Source organism: Mesorhizobium sp. M0060 (genome assembly GCF_040323155.1).
Classification (GTDB): Bacteria; Pseudomonadota; Alphaproteobacteria; order Rhizobiales; family Rhizobiaceae; genus Mesorhizobium.
The window spans coordinates 41385-65994 of sequence record NZ_JAMYUP010000024.1 but is presented as its reverse complement, the minus strand read 5'-3'; the positions used below and the strand labels follow the sequence as shown (position 1 = coordinate 65994).

Below are 24610 nucleotides of genomic sequence, written 5' to 3'. Positions count from 1 at the left end.
TCTCCCCCTCAGGACTTGCGGTTGCGGTAGGCGTCGGCATGCTTGATGTCGAGGCCGTAGATGAACTCCTTGTCTTCCTTGTAGTGGTTGACCATCGCCAGGATCGCGGCCGTGTTGAAGATCAGCACGGCGGCAGCGGCGACCGCGACGACGAACTTGATGCCAGCGTCGGGGATGTATGGCCATGTCATGAAGAGGACGAAGAGGATCGTCGCCCACAGGCAGACGATCAGGAGCACCGATCCACGAAGGTCGGAACGGTACAGTGCTTCAATGCGCTGCTGCATGTCGGACATCGTTTTCCCCTCGATCGCTCTCTTTCAAGAGAGTGAAATTTTTTTCATAAGTTCCGTCCGAATTCCGCAATTGTCAAGACGATTTTACGCAACGTTAACCGTTTGTTTGACCGCCGGATTTTGCCTGACAATGAAATTATTTGCTTACGGGTATTGCAGGCTCCCGGCGTTTGCGATCAATATTCAGGCAACGCTCCCGCCACTGTGCAGGGAGCAGGGGAAAGCAAAAACTTTTTTCGAACGGAGAACCAGCGGATGACGGCATCCTGGAGATTTTCGGCCCTTGCGGACCGCCATCGCGCGCTCGGCTCGAAGCTCGAAGACTGGAGCGGCATGGGCACCGCCTGGACCTACGACAAGGACGCCGACGAGGAGTATATCGCCATCCGCACCAAGGCCGGGCTGATGGACGTATCCGGCCTGAAGAAGGTGCACATCACCGGGCCGCACGCCTCGCACCTGATCGACCTGGCGACGACGCGCGACGTCGAAAAGATCTATCCCGGCAAGTCGGCCTATGCCTGCATGCTGAATGAGGCGGGCAAGTTCACCGACGACTGCATCCTATACCGCACCGGCCCGAATTCCTGGATGGTGGTGCATGGTTCGGGCACCGGCCATGAAGAGCTGCAGCGCGCCGCCAAGGGCCGCGATGTCTCGCTGCGTTTCGACGACAATCTGCACGACCTTTCGCTGCAAGGCCCGACCGCCGTCGATTATCTGGCAAAGCATGTGCCCGGCATTCGCGACCTCAACTATTTCCACCACATGCAGACGCAGCTGTTCGGCTTTCCGGTGATGATCTCGCGCACCGGCTATACCGGCGAGCGCGGCTACGAGATTTTCTGCCGCGGCCAGGACGCCGGCACGATCTGGGACAGGATCCTCGACGAGGGCAAGAGCGCCGGCATCATCCCGTGCCGCTTCACCACGCTCGACATGCTGCGCGTCGAGAGCTACCTCCTGTTCTACCCCTACGACAATTCACAGAAATACCCGTTCGAAAACGAGGGCCCCGGCGACACGCTGTGGGAGCTCGGCCTCGACTTCACTGTCAGCCCGGGCAAGACAGGATTTCGCGGCGCCGAGGAGCATTATCGCCTCAAGGGCAAGGAGCGCTTCAAGATCTTCGGCGTGCTGCTCGAAGGCAAGGAGCCGGCCGACGAGGGCGCGCCGGTCTATCGCGACGGCAGACAAGTCGGCGTGGTGACCTGCGCCATGTATTCGCCGCTGGTCAAAAAATCGATGGGCATCGCCCGGCTCGACGTCGACTGCGCGGTCCAGGGCACCAGGCTCGAGATCCGCAACAAGAGCGGCGCCATCAGCGCAACCGCCGAGCCGCTTCCGTTCGACGATCCGAAGAAGACCAAGCGCACGGCGAAAGGCTGAGGCATACTGGGCGTATGGCAGCGAAAAGCATCATCAGCCGGCCGGTCTATGGAACCCTGTCTCCGCAGCCCGGCAAGCATCATCTTTTCGTAGCGGATGCTGAGGGCGCGCTGGCGATTGCCGACCTGGCCGCCAAGGCACAAGCGGATTTTTTCGGCGGCGCCCACATCATCTTCATTCCCGGCCGCGATGGCAAATATGCCGATGCGCTCGAAGCATTGAAGCCGGCGCAGTTCTACGTCGGCCATTCCTTTGCCAGCGCCCTGCCGCGGCTGAAGCAGACGCTGGCCAACGCGCATATGGGCCTCAGGCTCTATCTCGCCGGCACCGAGGGGCTGATCGGCCAGGCCATGCAGGCGGCGCTCGAAGCCGGCATCGACCACACCTCGATCCAGACCGAGCATCGCGGCTCGCTGGCGCGCCGCATGCAGTGCGTCCATTGCAAGGGCATCACCGAGAACGTGACGACGCAGCCGGCGACCTGTTCGCACTGCGGCCTCTTGCTTCTGGTGCGCGATCACTATTCGCGGCGCCTTGCCGCTTTCCAGGGCGTCTGCATCAATGCCGAGGACCGCAGCGAAATTCCTCCGATCGAGGAGGTCTTTCGATGAGCACCGGCACCACCAAGCTCGACGTCGTGGTCAGCGATGTCGTTCCGGTCAACGAGCTAGTGACGCGCTTCCATTTCCGCCGGCGCGACGGCCAGCTTTTGCCGACCTTTTCCGGCGGCGCCCATGTCGTTGTCGAGATGCGCGACGGCGAGCGGACAAGGCTCAATCCCTATTCGCTGATGGGCTCGCCGCTCGACACCCGCGAATACACCATCTCGGTGCGCCGCGACGACGCCGGCCGCGGCGGCTCGCTGTTCATGCACAGGCATGTCAGGCCGGGCATGGAAATGGTGGTCAGCTACCCGGTCAATCTGTTCTCGCTCGATCTGCGCGCCAGAAAGCACCTGATGCTGGCCGGCGGCATCGGCATCACCCCGTTCATGGCGCAAACCGCGCAGCTGGCGGCGGAAGGCGGCAATTTCGAATTGCACTACACTTGCCGCACAGCCTCGCTCGGCACCTATGCCGATCTGCTGAGAGAGCGCTACGACCGCCGGATCAGGCTCTATCACGACGACCGCGACGAACGCATCGAGCTCGACCGGCTGCTGTCGTCGCAGCCGCTCGGCACCCATCTCTATGTCTGTGGGCCGTCGGGCATGATCGGCTGGGTTCGCGACCGTGCCGCTGCCTTGGGCTGGCCGACGGAAACCGTCCATTTCGAGCATTTCGCGGCACCGCAGCCCGGCGCGCCCTTCGACGTGACGCTGGCTGTCAGCGGCAGGACGATCCGCGTCGACGAGCAGCAGAGCCTGCTCGAGGCGATCGAGGCGGCCGGCGTCGACCCGCCCTATCTCTGCCGCGGCGGCGTCTGCGGCCAATGCGAGACCAACGTCATTTCGCATGACGGCAAATTCATCCACAACGACCACTGGCTGAGCGAGGAAGACCACCGTTGCGGCCGCAAGATCATGCCCTGCGTGTCGCGCTTCGAAGGCAGGTCTCTGGTGCTGGAAAGATAGGAGGCGAGCTTGGGCATTACCTTTCGCAAGGAAACGTTCCGCGACGACTTCACCTTTGGGAATAGTCCGGAGCACATCAGGCGGTTCCCGTTTCCGTTCCACGAAGACAGCTACATGTATGCGGTCAACATCGAGCCGCATGTCGTCGGGCCGAAGGGCAGCGTGCTGAAGAACCTGATCGACGTCGACGAGCACTACGTCGCCGAAATGCAGGACCGCGCGCTGGTGCTTACCGAAGACCCGCTGCGATGTCAGTCGCTGCCGCACATGACGCTGGCCGGCTGGGATCTGCTCGAGCTTTTGATGGAACAGCAGGCGCTGGGCTATCCCGAGCATTTCACGCTGACGCGCGACAGCGACCGCTGGCGCTGGATCAACCGGCCGCTCGGCATCGACGACAGTTTCACCTTCGGCGACGTCTCGACGCTGCCTTATGGGCCGATGGAGTACATCACGCGCCAGAGCCAAGGCGATTTCTGCATCCTCGACCAGCGCGACGGCAATCTGTGGATGGATGCCGGCATGGTCACCACCCAGGCCGACTGGTCGCTCGATTTCGACATCGGCATGAACTTCTTCGAATGGCACGCGCCGGTGCCGCTGGCGCATGAGAAGGGCATATTCGTCCGGGCGCTAAAATTCCTCACCAACATCCAGCAGGGCAAACCCGCACGCCGGCTGAACTGGACGATGACGATCAATCCGCGCCTCGACACCAGCCCGGAAAATTACCACAAATGGGGCCCGGACCGGACCACGGTGACGCCCGAAAACGTCGGCGACAAGGTCCATCTGCGCGTCGAGCTGCAGAGCTTCTGGCGGCTGCCGCGCTCGAATGCGATCGTCTTCCCGATCCGCTGCTATCTGATCAAGATGGACGAGCTGGTGACGCAGCCGAAATGGGCACGGCGCCTGCACCGCGTCATCCGCGACCTTCCCGACGAACTCGCCAACTACAAGGGTCTGACGCGCTATCGCCCGACGCTGGTCGAGTGGTTATCGAAGCTGGATGATGGCAGCCCGACGAGCCCGGGCTTTGGGTCTGATTGAAGCGAGTCCCTCTCATCCGGCCCTTCGGGCCACCTTCTCCCCGCTGGGGAGAAGAGGCTGGCGCCGGCGTTTGCGACCTCCTCTCCCCTCGGGAGAGGTCGGATTGCCCCGAATTGCCCTTTGCAATTCGGTTGGCAATCCGGGTGAGGGGTCTGCTTGCGTCCCGCTCTCAGCCCGCGCTGCTCTGCGGATAGCAGATGATCGAGAGATAGCGCATCGGCAGTTGCGTCAGCACTTCCGGGCCATGCGGCGCGTCGGCGTCGAAGAATAGGCTGTCGCCGGGCTTCATCGGGTAGAGATTGCTGCCGTGCCGGTAAACCACCTCGCCTTCGAGCATATAGAGGAACTCCATGCCCTCGTGCTGGAAGGTCGGAAACACGTCGGAATCCTCGGTCAGCGTGATCAGATAGGGTTCGACGACGACACCGCTGGTGTTCGAGCCGATATGGCCGAGCAAATTGTACTGGTGGCCGGCGCGTGTGCCGCGGCGCTCGACATCGAGCCCTTCGCCGGCCTTGACGAAGACGGCGCTGCGCTCCTCCTCGAAGCGGCGGAAGAAGGCGGTGACGGGAACGCCGAGCGCCCGCGACAGCGCCTGCAAGGTGGTCAGTGACGGCGAGGTGATGCCGTTCTCGATCTTCGACAGCATGCCAAGCGAAATGTCGGTGGCGACCGCCAGATCGGCGACGGTGATGCCGAGCTTTTTGCGGAATGCCCGCACCTCGCGACCGATCGCGACTTCCAGCACTTTTTCGCGGATGTCGCGAACGGCGTGCGGGTCCTGGGTCAGCGGCGTCCGGATCGTTCGTCTGTCGGCTGCCACGCCTTTCGGCGACGGCTTCGCCTTGGCGGGGACTGCCCCATTCTTAAGATCGGCCTTCTTCGCCATGTCGCCACCCCGGACTCTGCGGATTTATTTCACTCACGGTGAACATATTCGGTGCCGATACAGAAGTGCAACTGCGACGGCAAGCCACTCCTGTCGAATTGCACGCTGTCCGGATTTCGTCGGAGGCCGGCGTCGCGTGGAAATCCAGCGTGATGAAACGAGGTTTCACCATAAGGCCTGTTGACAGCATCGAAGGGGCAATTACTGTCCTGTCAGTGAAATTTGTTTCGTTAGGGAAATGAGATCGGGAGGCCCGGAATGAAAAGTCGTGTTGCCGTCATCGGAGCCGGACCGTCCGGCATGGCCCAGCTCCGGGCCTTCAAGTCGGCTGCCGACAAGGGCGCCGACATTCCCGAAATCGTCTGCTTCGAAAAGCAGTCCGACTGGGGCGGCCTGTGGAACTACACCTGGCGCACCGGCCTCGACGAGCACGGCGATCCGGTGCATGGCTCGATGTACCGTTACCTCTGGTCGAACGGCCCGAAGGAGTGCCTGGAATTTGCCGACTACACGTTCGAGGAGCATTTCGGCCGGCCGATCGGCTCCTATCCGCCGCGTGCCGTGCTGTGGGACTACATCAAGGGCCGCGTCGAAAAATCCGGCGTGCGCCAATGGGTGCGCTTCAACAGCCCGGTGCGCATGGTCACCTTTTCCGAAACGACGAAGAAGTTCACCGTCACCGCGCATGACCGCACTAACGACGTCACTTATTCTGAAGAGTTCGACAACGTCGTCGTCGCCTCGGGGCATTTTTCCGTGCCCAACGTCCCCTATTTCGAGGGCTTCTCGACCTTCAACGGCCGTATCCTGCACAGCCACGATTTCCGCGACGCCATGGAATTCAAGGGCAAGGACATCTTGATCATCGGCCGCTCCTATTCGGCCGAGGACATCGGCTCGCAATGCTACAAATACGGCGCCAGATCGATCACCTCCAGCTACCGCTCGAAGCCGATGGGTTTCAAATGGCCGGACAATTGGAAGGAAGTGCCGCTGCTGCAGAAGGTCGTTGGCAAGACCGCGCATTTCAAGGACGGCAGCACGAGGGATGTCGACGCCATCATCCTGTGCACCGGCTATCTCCACTCCTTCCCGTTCCTCACCGAGGATCTGAAGCTCAAGACCGCCAATCGCATGTGGCCGGACGGGCTCTACGAAGGTGTCGTCTGGGAGAAGAACCCGAAGCTTTTCTATATCGGCATGCAGGACCAGTTCTACACCTTCAACATGTTCGACGCGCAGGCCTGGTTCGCGCGCGACGTCATCATGGGCCGCATCAAGCTACCTTCGGCCGAAGCGATGGCGGAGCACGGCAAAAAGTGGCGGGCGCGCGAGGAGACGCTGGAAGACGCCGAGCAGATGATCTGGTTCCAGGGCGACTACACCAAGGAGCTGATGGAGCAGACCGACTATCCAGGCTTCGACGTGGAGGCTGTCAATCAGACCTTCATGGAGTGGGAGCACCACAAGGCGCAAGACATTATGGGCTTCCGCGACCATGCCTATCGCTCGCTAATGACCGGCACGATGGCGCCGTTGCACCACACGCCCTGGCTGCAGGCGATGGACGATTCAATGGAGAGCTATCTCGAGGTGAAGGGCGTCGCGGCGGAGTAGGCTTTGGTTCCGAACGAGCAGTTGGCCTGCCTCAGCTGACCTCCCGTGCCGGGTCGGCTGCCAGCGCCAGGGAATCCGCGACGTGCTCAAGGTGCTCCTCGCTCAGGATGCTCGTCGCGACGCGGACGGCGCTCGTCTTTCCGGTCGAAAACTTCGCCCCGGCATGGACCGCGATGCCGTGTGCGGCCAGCGTCACCATCGCGTAAGGTTCCGAAGCAACCGGAATGAGGACGCTGAGACCGTGTCCGGCGTCGATCCCGACATTGCGTTTCGCCAGTTCGCCGGCCAGCCGCTCCCGGCGGCGGCGGTACACTTCCTTTGCCTGCTCCACCAGCGCGGCCGTGGCCGGGTCTTGCAGCAGCCAGGCAGTGGCCGCCTGCAGGATGCGGCTGGTCCATCCCGAGCTGAAGCTGCGATAGGACTGGATCTGTTCGACGATCGTCGCCGATCCGGACAGTACGGCGAGCCGCAGGTCCGGGCCATGGGTCTTGGAATAGGACAGGATATGGATGACGCGATCGGGAAAACGCCGGCCAAGCGAAATGCGCGGCGCCTCGGCAATATCGCCAACGCCGTCATCTTCGACAATCAGCACGTCGGTGCCGGCCAGCAGGTCGCCGATGGCCTCGAGCCGCGCCGATGACATGCAGGCGCCGGTCACCGAATGGACGCGCGGCTGGAACAGGAATGCGACAGGCCGCTGCCGCAGAGCGTTTGCGAGTGCCTCTGGCAAGGGGCCGTCACTGTCGCATTCCACCGGGATGATCGGCACATCGAGATCTTCGAGGATGTCGAGCAGGCGAAGCGCCGTGGGGTTCTCAATGGCCACCGGCGCCCCCGGCGGGACCAGCGCATGCAGCAGTGTGTAAATGGCGTTGTACCCGCCATTGGTGGCCAGGAACGCGCCGGGATCGTACGGCCATGACGGGCGCACCGCGGCTTCCAGCTCGGGTAGGATGCGCACCCGCTCGTAGCTGTTGAGCTTTTCGGCGCGCGCGCCATGCGCCAGTGCGATGTCGAGCGGCGGCAAGAGCCTCACATCGGGTTCCGCGATCGCCAGGTTCAGAACGTCCACGCCGTAATTACCGCCGCTCATGTGCCGCTCGGGCCGGGCGGCAAAGCGGTTGCCCATGATCCAGGTGCCGTTGCGTCCGCGGCCGCCGATGATCTTGTAGCGCCGAAGCTCGCTCCACGCCTGCGAGACCGTCGCCGGACTGACACCGAGCACATAGGCCAGATCGCGAACCGGCGGAAGCTTCGCGCCGACAGGCAGCGCGCCGCTTCTGATCAGCGCGCTGGTTTCGCGCGCGATGCCGCGCATCGTGCGGTCGCCGAGGCGTTCAGCAAACCATTCCGCATCGAAATTCATTGGCATCGGCAATCGTTGGGGGTGAATGTTCAGTAACATAATAACATTTGATCGGCCAAAAATAAACATTTACCAATCGCCGGTCAAACATAGCTTTGAAGATCATGCCAACGCCCGTCTCCATCACGATAGCCACCCGCGACTGGGATTATCTCACTCCCTTGATCCTGGGCGATGTCACCTCCAGCCGCCTGTCGGTGAATGTTGACCGCGTCGCCACGCTGATCCCGGATCTCGGCAGCGATCCGAACTACGATGCGGCGGAGGTCTCATTCAGCCGTTATGTGTCGGCCATGGCGTCGGGCGTCGATACGGTGGTTGGACTACCGTGTTTCATCATGCGCGGATTCCGCCACCGCTGCATCATCACCGTCCAATCAAGCCCGCTGGAACGGCTCTCCGACCTTGCCGGCAAACGCATCGGCGTGACCGGCTGGCGCGATTCCGGCAACACATGGACGCGAGCGGCACTTCGCCGGGAAGGTGTCGGCGTCGAGGACGCCTACTGGTTCGCCGGCAGGCTGACGTCAGAGCACCCGATCACCGACCGGCTCGATGGTTTCGGCAGGCCGGGCCGGATCGAAGCTGCGCCGGGCGACCGCCCGATGATGGAGCTGCTGGCGGAAGGCGCGCTGGACGCCGTTTTCACACCCTTCATGCCGGCCGGCTTTTTCGGCCCGGCTTCCGGCTTCCGGCAAGTGCTGCGCGATTTTCGCGCGGCTGAACGCGCCTATTTCGCCGACGTCGGTTATGTGCCCGGCATGCATCTGGTCGCCGTCAAGTCCGCCGTGGCCAGGGAACACCCCTGGCTGCCGCAGGAACTCGCCAGGCTGATCGATGAAAGCCAGCGCGTCTGGACCGGCAAGCGCCGCAAATATGCCGACACCTCGCCCTGGATCCTCGAGGAGCTGCTCCATGCGGGACGCGACCTGCCTGCTTCATGGAACGCCAGCGGCCTGCCCGCCAATCGACGCATGATCGAGGATTTCGTCACGGAGCTACATACCCAAGGCATTCTGGCGGAACGGATTTCCGCCGAAGCCTTGTTTCCTTTTGAGGCCAGGTCGCGGGCCACCGCAGCCTGACAACGCGCAACCAAGGACAGGAGAATGCCATGAGGACAATCAGCTTCATATTCGCCTCGCTCGTCACCATGCTGGCGCAGGCCAGCTTTGCCCAGGACGCCCAGAAACAATCGGTGAACGAGGACTTGCGAGGCCGGCTACCGGAAGAGATCAGGACCGCAGGAAAGATCACCGCTGTCAACAACGGCTCGTTCCCGCCCTATGAGATCGTCACCGGCACCGAACTATCGGGAGCGACCAAGGATATTTCGGACGCCATCGGCCAGCTGCTCGGCGTTGAGGTCGATCACGCCTCGGTTGCTGGCCTGCCAGCTTTGCTGAGCGGCATCAATGCCGGCCGTTATCAGTTCGCGATGGGACCTGTCGGCGACTATCCCGACCGCCAGAAATCCAACGACTTCATCGATTGGGTGCGCGAATACGTCGTCTTCGCCGTCGAGAAGGGCAATCCGCAAGGCATCACGTCGCTCGACACCGCTTGCGGCAAGCGCATCGCCGTCATGTCGGGCGGGTCGGCTGAAAAGGTCATCAAGCAGCAAGCGCAGAAATGCACCGAGGGCGGCAAGCCGGCTGTCGAGGTGCAGTCCTTCACCGATCAGCCGAGTTCGATTCTGGCCGTCCGGTCGAAGCGCTCCGACGCATTCTTCTCCTCGCAAGCGCCGCTGACCTATTTCGTCGAGCAGGCGAAGGGCCAGCTGGAACTCTCCGGTGTCGGCCAAGCCAACGGCTTCAAGGACATCTATCAAGGCGCCGTCGTCAAGAAGGGCTCGCCGCTGGGCGGCGTGCTGCTCGACGCGTTCAAGATCCTGATGAAGAACGGCACCTATGCCGCGGTCATGAAGAAGTGGGGTTTGGAGAAAAACATGATCGAGATGCCCGGCATCAATCAGGGCCAGTAGAGGCCAGCGCCAATAGAGGAAAGCCCAAGTTGAGGATGCTATGACCGACGCGACCGCTGCTTACGCGGCCGGGGTGCCGCAACGTCCCGACGACGCGCTCCGCGACGTCAAACGAGCCCACCGGCCGTTTCCGCTTGTCCGGCTGGCGCTCTGGGCATTCACCGTCGCGGTAGCGGCCGGCTTCGCCTATATCGTTGCGGTCAATCCGAATTTCGGTTGGCCGGTGGTCGCCCAGTATTTCTTCGATCCCACGGTCATGCAGGGGCTTTCGGTGACGCTCGGCCTGACGGTCGTGGCGATGATCCTCGGCATCGTGCTCGGCCTGCTGCTCGCCATCGCGCGCATGTCGAAGGACAGGCTGGCATCCTTTCTCTCCGGACTGTTCATCTGGTTCTTCCGGGGAACACCGCTGCTGGTGCAGCTCATCTTGTGGTACAACCTTTCGACGCTCTTTCCGCGCATTTCCGTCGGTTTCGCGAGTTGGAACACCAACGACCTGATCACGCCTTTGACGGCCGCTATCCTTGGTCTGGCGCTGAACGAGGCCGCCTATATGGCTGAGATCATCCGCGGCGGACTGCTCTCGGTGGACAAGGGACAGGCCGAAACGGCTGAAGCCTTCGGCATGACTCGCGCCAGGGCTTTACGGCGCATCATCATCCCACAGGCGATGCGGTCGATCGTGCCGCCGACCGGCAATCAGCTGATCAGCATGATCAAGGCGACGTCGCTCGTCAGCGTCATCGCCATGGCCGACCTGCTCTATTCGGTGCAATCGATCTACAACCGCACCTTCGAAATCATTCCGCTGCTGATGGTTGCGGTGCTGTGGTACCTGCTGATCACCTCGGTTCTCAACGTCGCGCAGGGCGCGATCGAGCGCCACTACAGCCGCGGCGACCGCGGCGCCCGCGAGAAGACAGCGACCGCCACCCTGGAGGCCGCCAATGAGCGCGCATGACACGCCCCTGGTTCGGGCTCGCAACGTTCACAAGGCGTTCGGCCCGCTCGAGGTGCTGAAGGGCATCGATCTGGACGTCGCGCCTGGCGAGGTGGTGGTAATTCTCGGGCCGTCCGGCTCCGGCAAATCAACGTTCCTGCGATGCATCAATCATCTGGAGGCGATCGACCGGGGGTCGATCGAGGTGGACGGCGAGCAGATCGGCTACCGGCTGCACAACGGCCACCTCGACAAGCTCTCCGACCGGGCGATCGCCGCGCAGCGGCGCAAGATCGGCATGGTGTTCCAGCAGTTCAACCTCTATCCGCACATGACGACCCTGCAGAACGTCATCGAGGCTCCGGTCGGCGTCCACCGGCAGAGCCGCAAGGAGGCGGTCGGCTACGGCCGCGAACTGCTGACCCGTGTCGGTCTCGCCGACAAGATCGATGCCTATCCGCGCCAGCTTTCAGGCGGCCAGCAACAGCGCGTCGCCATTGCCCGTGCGCTCGCCATCCGCCCGAAATTGATGCTCTTCGACGAGCCGACATCGGCGCTCGATCCAGAGCTGGTCGGCGAGGTGCTCGCCACCATGCGCGATCTCGCCAAGCAGGGCTTGACCATGATCGTGGTCACGCATGAGATCGGCTTTGCCCGCGAGGCGGCGGATCGGGTGGTGTTCATGGACGACGGCAATGTGATCGAGGCCGGGCCTCCGGACGAGGTTCTCGCCAAACCCAAGCACCCGCGCACGCGGGCTTTCTTGAGCCGTTTCATCTAAAGCAAAGCCGGCGCGATTACCTGCTCGGCCGGCAAAGGACCTCCCATGCCAAAGACCTCCAACCAGTTCGCCAACATTTCCGATTTCAACGACAAGGCCGCCGAGCTTGCGGCGGCTCGTCAGCACCTGCACGCATATCCCGAACTTTCCTTCCAGGAGCACGAAACGGCTGCTTTCGTGGCTGAACGGCTCGAAAGCTGGGGCTACGAGGTGACGCGCAATGTCGGCGGGCTCGGGGTCGTCGGCCGCTTGCGCCAAGGTGCCGGCCGCAGCATCGCCATCCGCGCCGACATGGATGCCTTGCCGATCACCGAAGCGACCAATCTCCCCTACGCCAGCCAAGCCAGCGGCAAGATGCACGCCTGCGGCCATGACGGCCACACCACGATGCTGTTGGGCGCCGCCGAATACCTGGCGCGCACACGGCATTTCAACGGTACGGTGAACCTCATCTTCCAGCCGGCCGAGGAAGCCGGCAAGGGAAGCGGGGCGCAGGCGATGATCGCCGACGGCCTGTTCGAGCGCTTTCCCTGCGATGCGATATTCGGGCTGCACAACCATCCGGGCGCGCCGGCAGGTTCGTTCCTGATGCGCGCCGGGCCGCTGATGGCGGCGAGCGATACGGTCACCATCAAGATCACCGGGCGTGGCGGCCACGCCTCGCGTCCGCACCTGACGGTCGACCCGATCGTCGCTGCCGCCAACATCATCATGACCCTGCAGACGGTGGTGTCGCGCAACGTCAACCCGATCGAGACGGCGGTCGTTACCGTCGGCACCATTCACGGCGGCACGGCCTCCAATGTCATCCCGGAACATGCCGAGATCACGCTGAGCGTCCGGTCGTTCTCGGCCGAGATTCGCGACAGGCTCGAGCAGCGCATTTGCAGCATCGTGGCACTTGTGGCGCAAGCGCATGGCGCAACCGCCGAGATCGACTACGAGCGCGGCTACCCGGTGGTGATCAATTCCGAGGGCGAGACGTCCTTCGCGACAGACGTCGCTGTCGAACTCGTTGGTCAGGACAAGGTATCCGTCTGCCCGTTGATCCCCGGCAGTGAGGACTTTTCCTATTTCCTCGAGCACAAACCCGGTTGCTTCCTCCGCCTCGGCAACGGCGAGGATTCAGCCATCCTGCACAGCTCGAAATACGATTTCAACGACGGCAATTTGACCGTCGGCGCAGCGCTCTGGGCTCGATTGACCGAGAGATTCTTGGCCGCTTGATCCATCCCTGCGGCTTGGATTGTCGAACGGCCGGCCGAGCAGAATTGGCCGACCGGCCGTGCGACGATCCTCAACGAACTCTCACCGCATTCCGCCTCTTCGAATAGGATAAGAGTTTCGCTCTCAGACGAACAAAAAGTCACTCGTTGTCAGCGTGTTCGTAAAGTTTGCGAGAGTAACTTGATCGACTCCTGCGGTAATGATGGTGCTGGTTCCACTTTGCGCAATGGTGAGATCATCGAACGATTGCACGCCCTCCACGCCACTAAACACGATAGTGTCGCCTTGGGTCTGGCTGAAATCGTAGATGGTGTTTTGGGTTCCGACCGTCATGGAACCATCGTCCTTGAATATGAATTGGTCTCTGCCGCCCTGAGCGAACTCGCTCAGTTGCCCGTCACCCCACATGTCATTGATGACTGTGCAACCGGGTGCCGCGCTCCCAGCGTACAGGGTATCGTTTCCGCCCTTGGCCGAACCGGACATTTGTAAAGCGTCGCCGCACAGGAAGTTACGGAGCTGGCCGCTTTCGCTGTTCTGGCCCCCGGTAAGAATGTCGTTGCCGCCCTGGGCGGAACCGGACATAGCGCGCGCGTCGCCGTATAACTCGTTTAGAACATCAGGAAAGGCGCTTTTGTCCCCGCCGGTCAGGGTGTCATTGCCGCCCACAGCGCTGCCGAGCGTCGTGACAGCGTCGCCATACCCCAAATTATGGGTGCCTTGCAGCACGGCCACGTCATCGCCCCCAAGCGCATGGTCGGACATACTGCCGCCCGCGTCGCCGTAGAAAGTTATCTCCGAGCCACCCGCGCTCGTGACGTTGTCGTTGCCGCCCGCGGCAAAACCGGAAAGATCGCCGCCCGCATCGCCATAAAGAGTTTTGCTCCCGATCTCCCCACCCGTGTCTGTGTAATGGTCGTCGCCGCCCTGAGCATGGTCAGACATGTTGCCGCCGGCGTCGCCGAAGAAAGTGTTGGTGGAAAAGAAGCTACCCGTGAAGGTATCGTTGCCACCCTTGCTGTAGTCCGACATATCGCCGCCGGCATCGCCGTAGAAAGTGTTGAAGGAGTCGGTCCTGGTCGTGAAACTGTCGTCGCCGCCCTGCGCATTGCCTGACAAGTTGCTGCCGGCGTCACCGAAGAAAATGTTGTTGGCCTCTTTGGAGCCCTGGAAGGTGTCGTTGCCCCCCTTGCTGTGATCCGACATTTCGCCGCCCGCATCACCGTAGAAGGTGTGGTCAGCTCCTTGTACAGTGCTGGTCACGAAAGTGTCGTCACCGCCCTGGGCATAGCCGAACATGTTGCCGCCGGCGTCACCGTAGAAAGTGTTGTCTACCCGTCTACCCACTTCACTGCTGAAGGTATCGTTGCCGCCCTTGCTGTGGTCAGACATGTCGCCGCCGGCGTCGCCGTAAAAAGTGTTGAAGGAGTCGCCCTCGGCCCTAAAACTGTCGTCGCCGCCCTGGGCGTGACCGAACATGTTGCCGCCGGCGTCACCGTAGAAAATGTAGGTGCCTAGCGAGGCGCCCGTGAAAGTGTCGTTGCCGCCCTTGCTGTGGTCCGACATATCGTCGCCAGCATCACCGTAGGCAGTAGTGGTTGTGGAGATTGGCAGCGCCGTGAAGGTGTCGTTGCCGCCCTTAGAAAAATCGAACATGCTGCCGCCAGCGTCGCCGATTAAGATAGCTGTAGCCAGGTCGCTAGTGAGGATGTCATCGGTACCCCATTGACGATCCACCAGATCGCCGGAAGTAAAAGGAACGCGTTTAGACATTGTACCCTCCTGCTGAGCCTACCCCACCCATCACAGCCCTATGCTGTTAGGCAAGAGCGAGCAATAATCACAAAGGGCTATGTCTCTGGGCATAAGGGGGTCGGTAGCTCATCACCGCCGCGCCCTTGGCGACAGCCAGCTGATTGAGTTTTGATTTTGGCTAGCCCAGCCTCGCTCTTGCCTTCGCCGTCCAGGCGTTGAACAGCCGGTCGGCGACGATGCCGATGAAGGCAATGGCCAGGCCGGCGACGATGCCGCGGCCGGAATCGGCCTTGGACAGCGCGATGAACACCTCCTGGCCGAGATCGCGGGTGCCGACCATGGCGCAGATGATGATCATCGCCAGCGCCATCAGGATGGTCTGGTTGACGCCCAGCATGATCTCCGGCAACGCCAGCGGCAGTTGCACGCGAAAGAACGTCTGGCGCTTGGTGCAGCCGGACACTTTCGCCGCCTCGATCAGCGCCGGCGGCACCTGCCTGATGCCGTGATTGGTGTAGCGGATGGCCGGGACCACGGCAAAGGCGACGGTGGCGATCATCGCGGTGACGTCGCCGACCCGAAACAGCATCACCACAGGGATGATGAAGCAGAACGACGGCAGCACCTGCAGCGTGTCGATGACCGGCGTGACGATCTTTTCGAAGCGGTCGCTGCGCGATGCCATCAGCCCGATCGGGATGCCGATCAGGCAAGCGATGAAGGCCGAGATGCCGCAGAGATAGACCGTCGCCATGGTCTTTTCCCACAGGCCGGTGACGGCGCAGAACCCGGTCAATGCCGCGACCAGGGCGGCCAGGCGCAGGCCGCCGAGCTGGTATCCGGCAAGGCCGAGCAGGAACACCGCGCCCAGCCACGGAAAGCCCTCGCAGAAGGCGCGCACCGGGTTCAGTACATTGAGGATAAGCGCCACGCGGAAGGCTTCGATCGTGTCGAAGAAGTTGATGGTGATCCAGTTCACCGCCGCCTTCCACACAGGCGCGGTGGTGAAGGTGATCACCTTCGGCACTGCCGCGAAGGCCGGCACGAACAGGCCAAGCAGCGTCGTGGCCGCAACGATGACGATGGCCAGTGTCAGATTGGGATAGCGACGCCAGAAGCTCGGGCTCACGTCCTGATAGACATGGCCTTTGGCGTGATTGTGGGCGATCGCCTGGCTCAGCCGGTCGAGCGCAATGGCCAGCGCGACGATGGCGAGGCCGGCCTCCATCGCCTCGCCGACCTTGAGCGCGCGTAGCGCCAGCAGCACGTCGTAGCCGAGGCCGCCGGCACCGATCATCGACGCGATGATCACCATGTTGAGCGCCAGCATGATCACCTGGTTGACGCCGACCATCAGCGTCGGCCGCGCCGACGGCAACAGCACGCGCCACAGTTTCTGCCGCGCCGTGCAGCCGGCCATCTCGCTGAAATCGTCGATCTCCGACGGCACCCGCGACAATCCCAGCATCGTCGCCCGCACCATTGGCGGCGTCGCGAAAATTGCCGTCGCGATCATCGCCGAAACCGGGCTGTTGCCGAACAGGAGCAGCATCGGGATGAGATAGGCGAAGGTTGGGATCGTCTGCATCAAATCGAGGGCAGGGGAGATCAATAACCTCTCGGCCCAAGGCTTGCGCCATGCCCAGATGCCGGCGAACAGGCCGGTGACGATGCAGAACGGCACGGCGATCGAGATCAAGCCCAGCGTCAGCATGGCGCTGGTCCACTGCCCGAACAGCGCGATGTAGACAAAGCAGCCGCCGACCAGCGCACCCAGCTTCCAGCCGCCGGCGGCGCGCCCGGCAAGGTAGGCGGCAGCGCAGACGCCGATCCAGGATAAGCGCGGCAAGACGATCATATCCGCGCCATGGCCGATCTTGAAATTCTTGGCCAGAAGATTGAGCGCGAAATCGAGCGGCACGCCAAGCACCGCAGTGATCGAGCGCGTCAGCCAAGAGAAGTTCGATTTCACCCAGGTCATCAGCGCACTGACCCAGTCGGCGACGGGAACGACCGCATCGGCCGGGTAATTGACCGCCCACGGCAGGCTTTCCTGCAGCAGGAACACGACAAGCACGGCGGCAAGCGCGCAGCCCCAGATCGCCAGCCAGGTCTGAACCTGCCGGGGCCTCGCTGCGCTGGCGCTTGCCGTGACCGTCATGCGCCGGCTCCCGGGCGCTCTATGCCGGCAAGAAGATCGATCACCGCTTGCGGCGTGACCTCGCCGATCGGCTTGCCGGTGCCGTTGACCACCGCGAATGGCTTGCCGGCCGAAACGATGCTTGCCGAGAAACTGGCGATCTTGGCATCCGGCGCGACCGTGCCGCCATGCTCAGCGCCGTCGCAGGCGCGCATCAGGCTTTTGGCCGAGATCACCTTGGCGCGGTCGACGTCGCGGGTGAATTCGGCGACATAGTCGGTCGCCGGGTTAACCACCAGCTCTTCCGGCGTGCCGATCTGGATGACCTCGCCGTCCTTCATGATGGCGATACGATCGGCCAGCCGGATGGCCTCGTCGAAATCATGGGTGATGAAAACGATGGTCTTGTGCAGCATGGTCTGCAGCCGCATCAGCTCGTCCTGCATCTCGCGGCGGATCAGCGGATCGAGCGCCGAGAACGGCTCGTCGAGGAACCAGATTTCCGGCTTGGTGGCGAGGCTGCGGGCGATGCCGACACGCTGCTGCTGGCCGCCGGAAAGCTCGCGCGGATAGAAATGCTCGCGGCCGCGCAGGCCGACCAGTTCGATGACTTCGCGGGCCCGCTTCTCGCGCGTCGGCCGGTCCTGCCCCTGGATGCCCAAGGGAAAGGCAATGTTCTCCAGCACGTTCAGATGCGGCAGCAAGGCAAAATTCTGGAACACCATGCCCATGCGATGGCGTCGCAGCTCGATCAGCGCGGCATCCGAAATCTTGAGCAGATCCTTGCCCTCGAATTCGACCTTGCCATGGGTCGGCTCGATCAGCCGCGACATGCAGCGCACCAGCGTCGACTTGCCTGACCCCGAAAGTCCCATGATGATGAAGATCTCGCCTTGGCGGATTTCGAGATCGACGGCGCGCACCGCACCAACCAGCCCGGCCGCAGCGATGTCCGCCATGCTGGCTTTGCCGTCGCGCTGGCGAATGAAATTGGCCGCGTCCGCGCCGAACAGCTTCCAGACGTTGCGGCAGGCAAGCTTTATCGGGCGGGCATCCTTGCCCGCTGCTTTCGCCGCCTGTTCAATCGTATCGCTCATGCAATCGTCCTCTGGAATAAGGGATCGAGACCCGGCCATGAATGGCCGGGTCGTCGCATTTCCAGTCAGACGGTCACTCAGCCCAGGCTTTCCAGTCGGCTTCGTGGGCGGCGATCCAGGCGGCGGCGACGTCTTCCGGCGTCTTGCCTTCGAGATCGATCTCGCCGCTCATCTTGTTGAGCTCGTCGGTATCGACGGTGTAGTTCTTCGCGACCTTGTAGGCGACCGGCCATTTGTCCTTCATGCCGGCCCAGGAATATTTCCAGATCTCGCCATGCGGTTTGCCGCAGTCATATTTCGCATCGGGGTTCACACCCCATTTCGGGTCGTTGTAGCATTCTGTCGTATAATCGGGGAATTCGACCCATTCGCCCTTGTATTTGGCCGGCGCCCAATGCGGCGAATAGATCCACAGCATGATCGGCGCCTTGCGCTGATAGGCCGATTCCAGCTCGGCGAACATCGCCGCATCGGTGCCGGCATGGATGACGGTGAAGGGCAGTTTCAGCGCCTCGACGCGTTCGTCGTCAAAACCTTCCCATGTCACGGGGCCGCCGAGATAGCGCCCCTTCGGCGCGGTTTCGGCGGTGGAGAAGGCCTCGGCACATTTCGGGTCTTTCAGCGCTTCCCAGTTAGGCAGGCCGGGGCATTTCTCCTTCATATACTCGGGAAACCACCATTCTTCCTTGGCCTTGGGCCCGAGCTTGCCGAGGCGTTCGGTCTGCCCGGTTGCATCCGAGGCCTTCATAGCCTCGCCGGCCGTCGTGTCCCAAAACTCCATGCCCACATCGATGTCGCCATTGGTGAGACCGGTGGTCAGGCTGGAGAGATAGTCGGCGGTCGGATATTCGACGGTGTAGCCGAGCTTTTCGAGAATGCCGCCGAGGATCTTGGCGTTCAGATTGACGCTGGTCCAGTCGAACAGCGCGATCTTGATCGGGTCGTTGGATTCCGGCGCCGCCGCCTGGGCCGGAGGGGTCAGCGCGCTTGCCGCGGTAAGTATCAAGGCTCCCATTGAGAAATTCGAAATCATGTTCCGAAGTGACATGCTTGTTCTCCTGTCAAGCTCTAGTGAAGTTATCGTTCGTTCCCTTCTTGCGTCTTTTTTGATTGTGTTGGAAAAGCTGGTCGTTGCGCAAGACCGTCGGCGCCACAATGCTGCCGAAGCGGATGCCGGCGCAAAACGGGGTGGTGCCAAAATTGGTGAAGATGTGGCGCGGGACCGGCCGCGTCATGATTGCCGAAGGATTGCTGCCAAAGCAGTGATCCACGGATCGATCGCCGGTCTTGAGATGCAAACCATCAGAGTCCCATGATCTCAGCTGTCGGCTCGGCAACTCGCCAGAGCCACTTTCATGGGATGAAATTATATATACCAACGTTCATGTCGCGCAACGAATAACGCCGGTGCCAATTTCACGGCCCGTCGTTTTTACATGGACCATAAATCGGTTCGAAAAAAGCCAAGGTTGCCGGTCATCCCGTACACGGGCCACGAGGACAGGACATCGATACAATGCAGCAGACCAAAGCGCCTTACTTCAGCCAATGGGAAACACCGGAGATGACGCTGCCGGTGATTGCCGAGGGACCTTCGGCGCTGGTGCGCGATCCGCTGTGGCGGCATTCGGGCGCCGAGACGATCGAGGAATACGTACGCTGGGCAGCGCACGTGTGCGGCATGGCCTGCCTGAAGATGATCCTTGCTGCACGCGATGAAATCCATCCGACACTCGAACTTGCCCGCGCCTGCGCCGCCTATGGCGGCTATGTCGTCAACGAGATCGACGCCTCGATCAAGGGGTTGATCTATGCGCCTTTCGTCAAGTTCGTGGCTGAACGTTTCGGGCTAAGTGCGGAGACAATGACGAACGTCGATACGGCCGCCATTCCCGAACTTCTTTCGAAGCGGCAGTTTTTCATCGCTTCGGTGCATCACGCAATCCGCTGGCCGGAGCGCGAGCCGCCATCGAAGGGCGGTCATCTGGTGCTGGTGACGGCAGCCTCTCCAGAGACGGCCCGCTTCCACAATCCCTCCGGCCACGACCAGGCGAGCCAGGCCGACGTGACGCTGCCACTTGCCGTCTTCGATCGTTTCTTTGCCAACCGCGGTATTGCCGTCGGCTTCTGACCCTTTCAACACCAGATCGTCTCCGAGGCTTTCATGACCCCTTCCTTGAACAGACTGCGTATTGCCGTGCTCTTTGGCGGACGTTCCGCCGAGCATGACGTTTCGGTGCTTTCAGCAACCAATGTCATGCGTGCGCTGCTGCCCGCCAAATACGATGCCGTCCCAGTCTTCGTCACGCGGGAAGGGCAATGGCTGCTGAGCAGCTTCGAGGATGGTACGCTGGCGAAACCTACGGTCGGCACGGAAGTTTGCCTGGTTCCGGGTGGGCGCGGACGGATGATGGCGATCCCGGCCGATGGCGCGCCCTATGATCTGCCAAAGATCGACATCCTGTTTCCTGTCCTGCACGGCCCCCATGGTGAAGACGGCTCGGTACAGGGAGTGGTCGACGTCGCTCGGGTGCCGCTCGCCGGCTGCGGCATCCTGGGTTCAGCAACCGCACTGGACAAAGATATCGCCAAACGGCTCCTGAAAGCGGCGGGGCTGCCAATCGCGCGCTCAGTGACGATTCATGAAGGTGCGGCGCCCGCCCTCGCCACACTGGAAGGCGAGCTCGGCCTGCCGTTCTTCATCAAACCGGCGCGTCAGGGTTCGTCTGTCGGCATCAGAAAGGTCAATGCCAGCCAGGAATTCGACGGAGCGCTTGCTGAAGCCTTCCGGCACGATTGCAAGCTGTTGGCAGAGGAATTCGTTCGTGGGCGCGAGATCGAATATAGCGTGCTGGAGGACCCGGCGGGCAACCTGTTCGTCTCGCGGCCAGGCGAGATCGTGCCGGCGGAAAGCCACGGCTTCTACAGCTACGATGCCAAATATATCGACGAGAATGGCGCGGCGCTAAAAGTGCCGGCCGAGCTGCCGCCGGAGATTGAGGCAGGCATGCGGGACGTGGCCGCAAGGGCTTTCAGAGCCCTCGGCTGTGACGGGATGGCGCGCGTCGACTTTTTCCTGACACCGGACATGCAATTCTTGGTCAATGAAATCAACACCATCCCCGGCTTCACCGATATCAGCATGTATTCCAAGGCAATGGCGGCAAGCGGCGTCAGCTATTCCGAAATCATCGACCGGCTCGTGGAGCATGGATTGGCACGGGCCGGCCGACCAGCCTGAATGCAGCGAAGGGGCTTTCAGTTTCCAGCCGATGGCACGTTGGCCTGCGTCGTTTCTCACGACATAATCAGGCCGCCATCGACATTGATGGTCTGCCCCGTGATGTACGCGGCATCGTCGCTGGCAAGAAAACTGACCAGGCCAGAGACGTCCTCGCCGCTGCCGGCGCGGCCCATCGGGATGTTCTTCACCCATTCGGCCATCAGTTCGCCGGGCTTGTAATCGCCCATCAGCTTGCCCCACGCGGCGTCGTTGTAAGCCCACATGTCGGTGTCGATGATGCCGGGGCAGATCGCGTTGACGGTGATCTTCTCCTTCGCCACTTCCTTGGCGAGGCTCTGGGTGATGCCGACGACACCGAATTTCGAGGCCGCGTAATGCGGCGTGTAGATAAAGCCTTGCCGTGCCTGACCGGATGCCGTGTTGATCAGCCGGCCGCCATCGCCATGCTTGCGGATGCGCGCGATCGCCTCCTGGCAGCACAGGAACACGCCCTTGGTGTTGACCGCCATCACCTTGTCCCATTCGGCCTCGGTCATCGCCTCGATCCTGGCGATGGTGATGACACCGGCATTCTGCACGGAGATGTCGACGCGGCCGAACTCTTGCTCGGCTAGGTCATAGAGGGCAACGACTTCGTCTTTCCTGGTCACGTCCATGCGCAGCGATGCGACCTTGGCGCCCGCAGCCTTGAGATCGGCGGCGACCTCCTCGACCCGCGCGTCGATGGCGCTGACGACCACGGCAGCACCCTCGGCCGCGAAGCGCCTGGCCATTGCCGCGCCGATACCGCCGCTGGCACCGGTGATGACCGCCGTCTTCCCCTGGAATCGCTTCTGCATTTTCTCTCCTACCAGCAGACGAAGCCGCCATCGACGATCAGGTCGATGCCGGTGACGAAACTCGAGGCGCGGCTGGCCAGGAACACGGTCGGGCCGACCATTTCTTCCGGCGCCGCCATGCGGCCCATCGGCGTGTCGCGCTCAAAGACCCTGACCTGGTCGGCAACCTCCGGCCGCTTGTTCATCGGCGTCAGCGTGTAGCCGGGGCTGACCACATTGACGCGCAGGCCGCGATCGGCCCATTCCATGGCGAGGCTCTTCGACATGTGGATGACGGCGGCCTTCGACGAATTGTAATGCGCCTGGGTCAGGCCGCGGTTGACGATCGAGCCCGACATCGAGGCGATGTTGATGATCGAGCCTTTGCGTCGCGCCAGCATGGCGCGTGCCTCGGCCTGGCAGGACAGGAACACGCCGCTGACATTGACGTCATAGAGCTTCTGCCATTTCTCCAGCGACAGCGTCTCGGCCGGTTCGGCGGCGGCAACGCCGGCATTGTTGACGGCGACGGTCAGCGCGCCGAGTTCTGCCTCCGTGCGCTCGATCGCCGCCGCGAGATCGGCCTCTGAAGTCACCGTGCCGGTCAGCACCAGCGCCTTGCGGCCGAGTGCAGTGATCCGGTGCGCGGTCTCATCCAACCCGCCTTTGGAGGCATGGCCGAAACAGGCGATATCGGCGCCGGCCTCGGCCAGGCCGATGGCGATCGCTTGCCCGATGCCGCTGCCGGCGCCTGTCACCAGTGCGACGTCGCCTTGAAGATCGAATAGTTTCATCGTCGGTCCCTCTGCTCCAACCGCCGTCCTCCTGAAGGGAAGGGGCGCCAACTCTGTTGCTGGCGCCCCGCGCGGTCCGGTGCTTGGGAGGATACCACCTGCTGCGCTTTGTTTCGATCGCCGTCCTAGCTTGTGGCGAGTTCCATCACGGCGACATTGCTCGCTTCGTTGCGATCGAGAATGCCGCGTTGGCGGCCGCGGCTCAGCACCAGCACGCGATGCGACAGGCCGAGCACTTCCTCGAGGTCGGAGCTCACCACCACCACCGCCATGCCGGAGCGCGCGAGATCGGCGATCACGTCGTAGATCGCGGCGCGGGCGCCGACATCGATGCCGCGCGTCGGCTCGTCCAAGATGAACACCTTGGGCGGGCGCGACACCCATTTGGCGATGATCACCTTCTGCTGGTTGCCGCCAGACAGCTTGCTGACCGCCTGGTTCGGCCGGCCCTTGACGCCGAGCCGGCGAATACCGGCCTCGGCGAATTTCTGCACTGCCTTCGGAAACACCCAGCCATTCGGCGCGACATGGTCGAAATTGCCGATCGCCAGATTCTCGCCGATCGTCTGGTCGAGCACCACGCCTTGTGCCTTGCGGTCTTCCGGCACCAGAACGACGCCGGCCTTGATCGCCGCCGCCGGGCCGTTGAGATGCACTGGTTTGCCGGCGACGCGCACCGAGCCGGATGAGATCGGATCGGCACCGGCGATCGCCCGCACCAGCTCCGTGCGGCCGGCGCCGATCAGCCCGGCAATGCCGAGGATTTCGCCAGCCCGCACCGAAAAGTTGACATTTTGGAAGCTGCGTTCCGGCGAGGACAGGTTCTCGATCTCGAGCAGCGTGTCGTTGCCGGGCGCCGACAAAGTCGGGAACATCCGCTCGACGCTGCGGCCGACCATCTGCTCGACCACTGTGCGCACCGGAATGTCGGCGCGCTCATGCCGCGCGACGATGCGGCCGTCGCGCATCACCACCACGCGGTCGGCGATTTGGGCGATCTCGTCCAGCCGGTGGCTGATATAGATGAAGGACATGCCTTCGGCCTTGAGCTTGCGGATCTGCTGGAACAGGAGCTCCGTTTCTTCGCCACCAAGTGCGGCCGTCGGTTCGTCGAAGATCAGCAGCTCGGCATTGAGCGTCAGCGCCTTGGCGATCTCGACCTGCTGCTGGGCGGCGATCCTCAGTGTGCGCACCTTGCGCTCGGGCGAAACATCGAGGCCGAGGCGCTTCAGCTGGGCCGATGCCCGCGCATTCATAGCCGCGCGGTCGATGCGGCCGCCGCGCATCGGCAGGCGGCCGACATAGACGTTTTCGGCGACCGACAGATCGGGCAAGAGCTTCAGCTCCTGGTGGATCATGCCGATGCCGGCGTCGATCGCCGCGGCGGGATTGGCGGGGGAATAAGGGTTCCCCCGCCAGGTGATGGTGCCGGCATCGGGCTTGGTTGACCCGGCGATGATGTTCGAGACGGTCGACTTGCCGGCGCCGTTTTCGCCAAGCAGCGCCACGACCTCGCCCGGCCGCACCTCGAAGCTCGCATCGGCCAGGACCTGCACCGGTCCGTAGCTCTTGCAGAGGCCGCTGACGACTAGCCCCAGATTGGGGCTGTGCGTATGGCGAGGATCCGTGGACATCGTTGCGCTCGTC

Annotated in this window: 23 protein-coding genes; 13 read left to right on the top strand and 10 right to left on the bottom strand. The window is 62.5% G+C overall.

Features of this window, described 5'->3' with window-relative positions; translation table 11 throughout:
• Positions 1-8 precede the first annotated feature (8 nt).
• Entirely contained in the window at positions 9-296 is a 288-nt protein-coding gene (locus tag NKJ94_RS22020) for a hypothetical protein (protein WP_352527768.1), read from the bottom strand.
• A 255-nt stretch (positions 297-551) separates the two neighbouring features.
• Here NKJ94_RS22020 and NKJ94_RS22015 point away from each other — a divergent pair, with 255 nt between their 5' ends.
• The 4 genes from NKJ94_RS22015 to NKJ94_RS22000 are packed head-to-tail and all read left to right on the top strand — an operon-like array spanning position 552 to position 4308.
• Entirely contained in the window at positions 552-1685 is a 1134-nt protein-coding gene (locus tag NKJ94_RS22015) for an aminomethyl transferase family protein (protein WP_352527766.1), read from the top strand.
• A gap of 14 nt (positions 1686-1699) precedes the next feature.
• Positions 1700-2296, top strand: coding sequence for a dimethylamine monooxygenase subunit DmmA family protein (locus tag NKJ94_RS22010; RefSeq protein WP_352527764.1), 597 nt, complete (start codon positions 1700-1702; stop codon positions 2294-2296).
• Complete coding sequence (locus NKJ94_RS22005; protein ID WP_352527762.1) at positions 2293-3258, top strand: PDR/VanB family oxidoreductase; 966 nt, start codon at positions 2293-2295, stop codon at positions 3256-3258. Before NKJ94_RS22010 ends, NKJ94_RS22005 begins: the two co-directional genes overlap by 4 nt.
• A 9-nt stretch (positions 3259-3267) precedes the next feature.
• The gene (locus NKJ94_RS22000) at positions 3268-4308 is read left to right on the top strand and encodes a heme-dependent oxidative N-demethylase family protein (RefSeq protein WP_352527760.1); all 1041 of its coding nucleotides are present in this window, start codon (positions 3268-3270) and stop codon (positions 4306-4308) included.
• 169 nt (positions 4309-4477) lie between these two features.
• On the opposite strand, the gene NKJ94_RS21995 is transcribed toward NKJ94_RS22000, so the two are convergent.
• Entirely contained in the window at positions 4478-5197 is a 720-nt protein-coding gene (locus NKJ94_RS21995; RefSeq protein ID WP_352527758.1) for a helix-turn-helix domain-containing protein, read from the bottom strand.
• Positions 5198-5455: 258 nt separating this feature from the next.
• Here NKJ94_RS21995 and NKJ94_RS21990 point away from each other — a divergent pair, with 258 nt between their 5' ends.
• Positions 5456-6814, top strand: a complete 1359-nt coding sequence (locus NKJ94_RS21990) for a trimethylamine monooxygenase (protein WP_352527756.1) — start codon at positions 5456-5458, stop codon at positions 6812-6814.
• A 31-nt stretch (positions 6815-6845) separates the two neighbouring features.
• On the opposite strand, the gene NKJ94_RS21985 is transcribed toward NKJ94_RS21990, so the two are convergent.
• Positions 6846-8135, bottom strand: coding sequence for an aminotransferase-like domain-containing protein (locus NKJ94_RS21985; protein ID WP_502896025.1), 1290 nt, complete (start codon positions 8133-8135; stop codon positions 6846-6848).
• A gap of 152 nt (positions 8136-8287) precedes the next feature.
• Here NKJ94_RS21985 and NKJ94_RS21980 point away from each other — a divergent pair, with 152 nt between their 5' ends.
• The 5 genes from NKJ94_RS21980 to NKJ94_RS21960 are packed head-to-tail and all read left to right on the top strand — an operon-like array spanning position 8288 to position 13115.
• A complete protein-coding gene (locus NKJ94_RS21980) occupies positions 8288-9268 on the top strand; it encodes a substrate-binding domain-containing protein (RefSeq protein WP_352527753.1) in 981 nt (326 codons plus the stop codon).
• Positions 9269-9297: 29 nt separating this feature from the next.
• Complete coding sequence (locus NKJ94_RS21975) at positions 9298-10167, top strand: ABC transporter substrate-binding protein (RefSeq protein ID WP_352527751.1); 870 nt, start codon at positions 9298-9300, stop codon at positions 10165-10167.
• Positions 10168-10207: 40 nt separating this feature from the next.
• A complete protein-coding gene (locus tag NKJ94_RS21970) occupies positions 10208-11128 on the top strand; it encodes an amino acid ABC transporter permease (protein WP_352527749.1) in 921 nt (306 codons plus the stop codon).
• Positions 11115-11888, top strand: coding sequence for an amino acid ABC transporter ATP-binding protein (locus tag NKJ94_RS21965; RefSeq protein WP_352527747.1), 774 nt, complete (start codon positions 11115-11117; stop codon positions 11886-11888). The genes NKJ94_RS21970 and NKJ94_RS21965 overlap by 14 nt, the downstream gene beginning before the upstream one ends.
• A 45-nt stretch (positions 11889-11933) precedes the next feature.
• Positions 11934-13115, top strand: coding sequence for a M20 aminoacylase family protein (locus tag NKJ94_RS21960; protein ID WP_352527746.1), 1182 nt, complete (start codon positions 11934-11936; stop codon positions 13113-13115).
• Positions 13116-13238: 123 nt separating this feature from the next.
• On the opposite strand, the gene NKJ94_RS21955 is transcribed toward NKJ94_RS21960, so the two are convergent.
• From NKJ94_RS21955 to NKJ94_RS21940, 4 genes are all read right to left on the bottom strand, one after another.
• Positions 13239-14888: a hypothetical protein gene (locus tag NKJ94_RS21955; RefSeq protein ID WP_352527745.1), complete on the bottom strand. Its 1650-nt coding sequence runs from the start codon at positions 14886-14888 to the stop codon at positions 13239-13241.
• Positions 14889-15048: 160 nt separating this feature from the next.
• The gene (locus NKJ94_RS21950; protein WP_352527743.1) at positions 15049-17031 is read right to left on the bottom strand and encodes an ABC transporter permease; all 1983 of its coding nucleotides are present in this window, start codon (positions 17029-17031) and stop codon (positions 15049-15051) included.
• Positions 17028-18107: a quaternary amine ABC transporter ATP-binding protein gene (locus NKJ94_RS21945; RefSeq protein ID WP_352527741.1), complete on the bottom strand. Its 1080-nt coding sequence runs from the start codon at positions 18105-18107 to the stop codon at positions 17028-17030. The genes NKJ94_RS21950 and NKJ94_RS21945 overlap by 4 nt, the downstream gene beginning before the upstream one ends.
• A 73-nt stretch (positions 18108-18180) precedes the next feature.
• Positions 18181-19155: an ABC transporter substrate-binding protein gene (locus tag NKJ94_RS21940; protein WP_352527739.1), complete on the bottom strand. Its 975-nt coding sequence runs from the start codon at positions 19153-19155 to the stop codon at positions 18181-18183.
• Between NKJ94_RS21940 and NKJ94_RS21935 the strand changes: the two genes are divergently transcribed.
• The 3 genes from NKJ94_RS21935 to NKJ94_RS21925 all read left to right on the top strand — a co-directional run bounded on the left by NKJ94_RS21935 (position 19154) and on the right by NKJ94_RS21925 (position 21348).
• Complete coding sequence (locus NKJ94_RS21935) at positions 19154-19423, top strand: hypothetical protein (protein WP_352527737.1); 270 nt, start codon at positions 19154-19156, stop codon at positions 19421-19423. The two genes, NKJ94_RS21940 and NKJ94_RS21935, sit on opposite strands and share 2 nt — an antisense overlap.
• Before the next feature lie 200 nt (positions 19424-19623).
• Positions 19624-20238, top strand: a complete 615-nt coding sequence (locus tag NKJ94_RS21930) for a cysteine peptidase family C39 domain-containing protein (RefSeq protein WP_352527735.1) — start codon at positions 19624-19626, stop codon at positions 20236-20238.
• Between the two features lie 33 nt (positions 20239-20271).
• Complete coding sequence (locus NKJ94_RS21925) at positions 20272-21348, top strand: D-alanine--D-alanine ligase family protein (protein ID WP_352527733.1); 1077 nt, start codon at positions 20272-20274, stop codon at positions 21346-21348.
• A 56-nt stretch (positions 21349-21404) separates the two neighbouring features.
• Here NKJ94_RS21925 and NKJ94_RS21920 read toward each other — a convergent pair whose 3' ends face one another.
• The 3 genes from NKJ94_RS21920 to NKJ94_RS21910 all read right to left on the bottom strand — a co-directional run bounded on the left by NKJ94_RS21920 (position 21405) and on the right by NKJ94_RS21910 (position 24597).
• Positions 21405-22190, bottom strand: a complete 786-nt coding sequence (locus NKJ94_RS21920) for an SDR family oxidoreductase (RefSeq protein WP_352527731.1) — start codon at positions 22188-22190, stop codon at positions 21405-21407.
• A gap of 8 nt (positions 22191-22198) precedes the next feature.
• Complete coding sequence (locus NKJ94_RS21915) at positions 22199-22963, bottom strand: SDR family oxidoreductase (protein ID WP_352527729.1); 765 nt, start codon at positions 22961-22963, stop codon at positions 22199-22201.
• Positions 22964-23088: 125 nt separating this feature from the next.
• The gene (locus NKJ94_RS21910; protein ID WP_352527727.1) at positions 23089-24597 is read right to left on the bottom strand and encodes a sugar ABC transporter ATP-binding protein; all 1509 of its coding nucleotides are present in this window, start codon (positions 24595-24597) and stop codon (positions 23089-23091) included.
• Between the last annotated feature and the right edge of the window lie 13 nt (positions 24598-24610).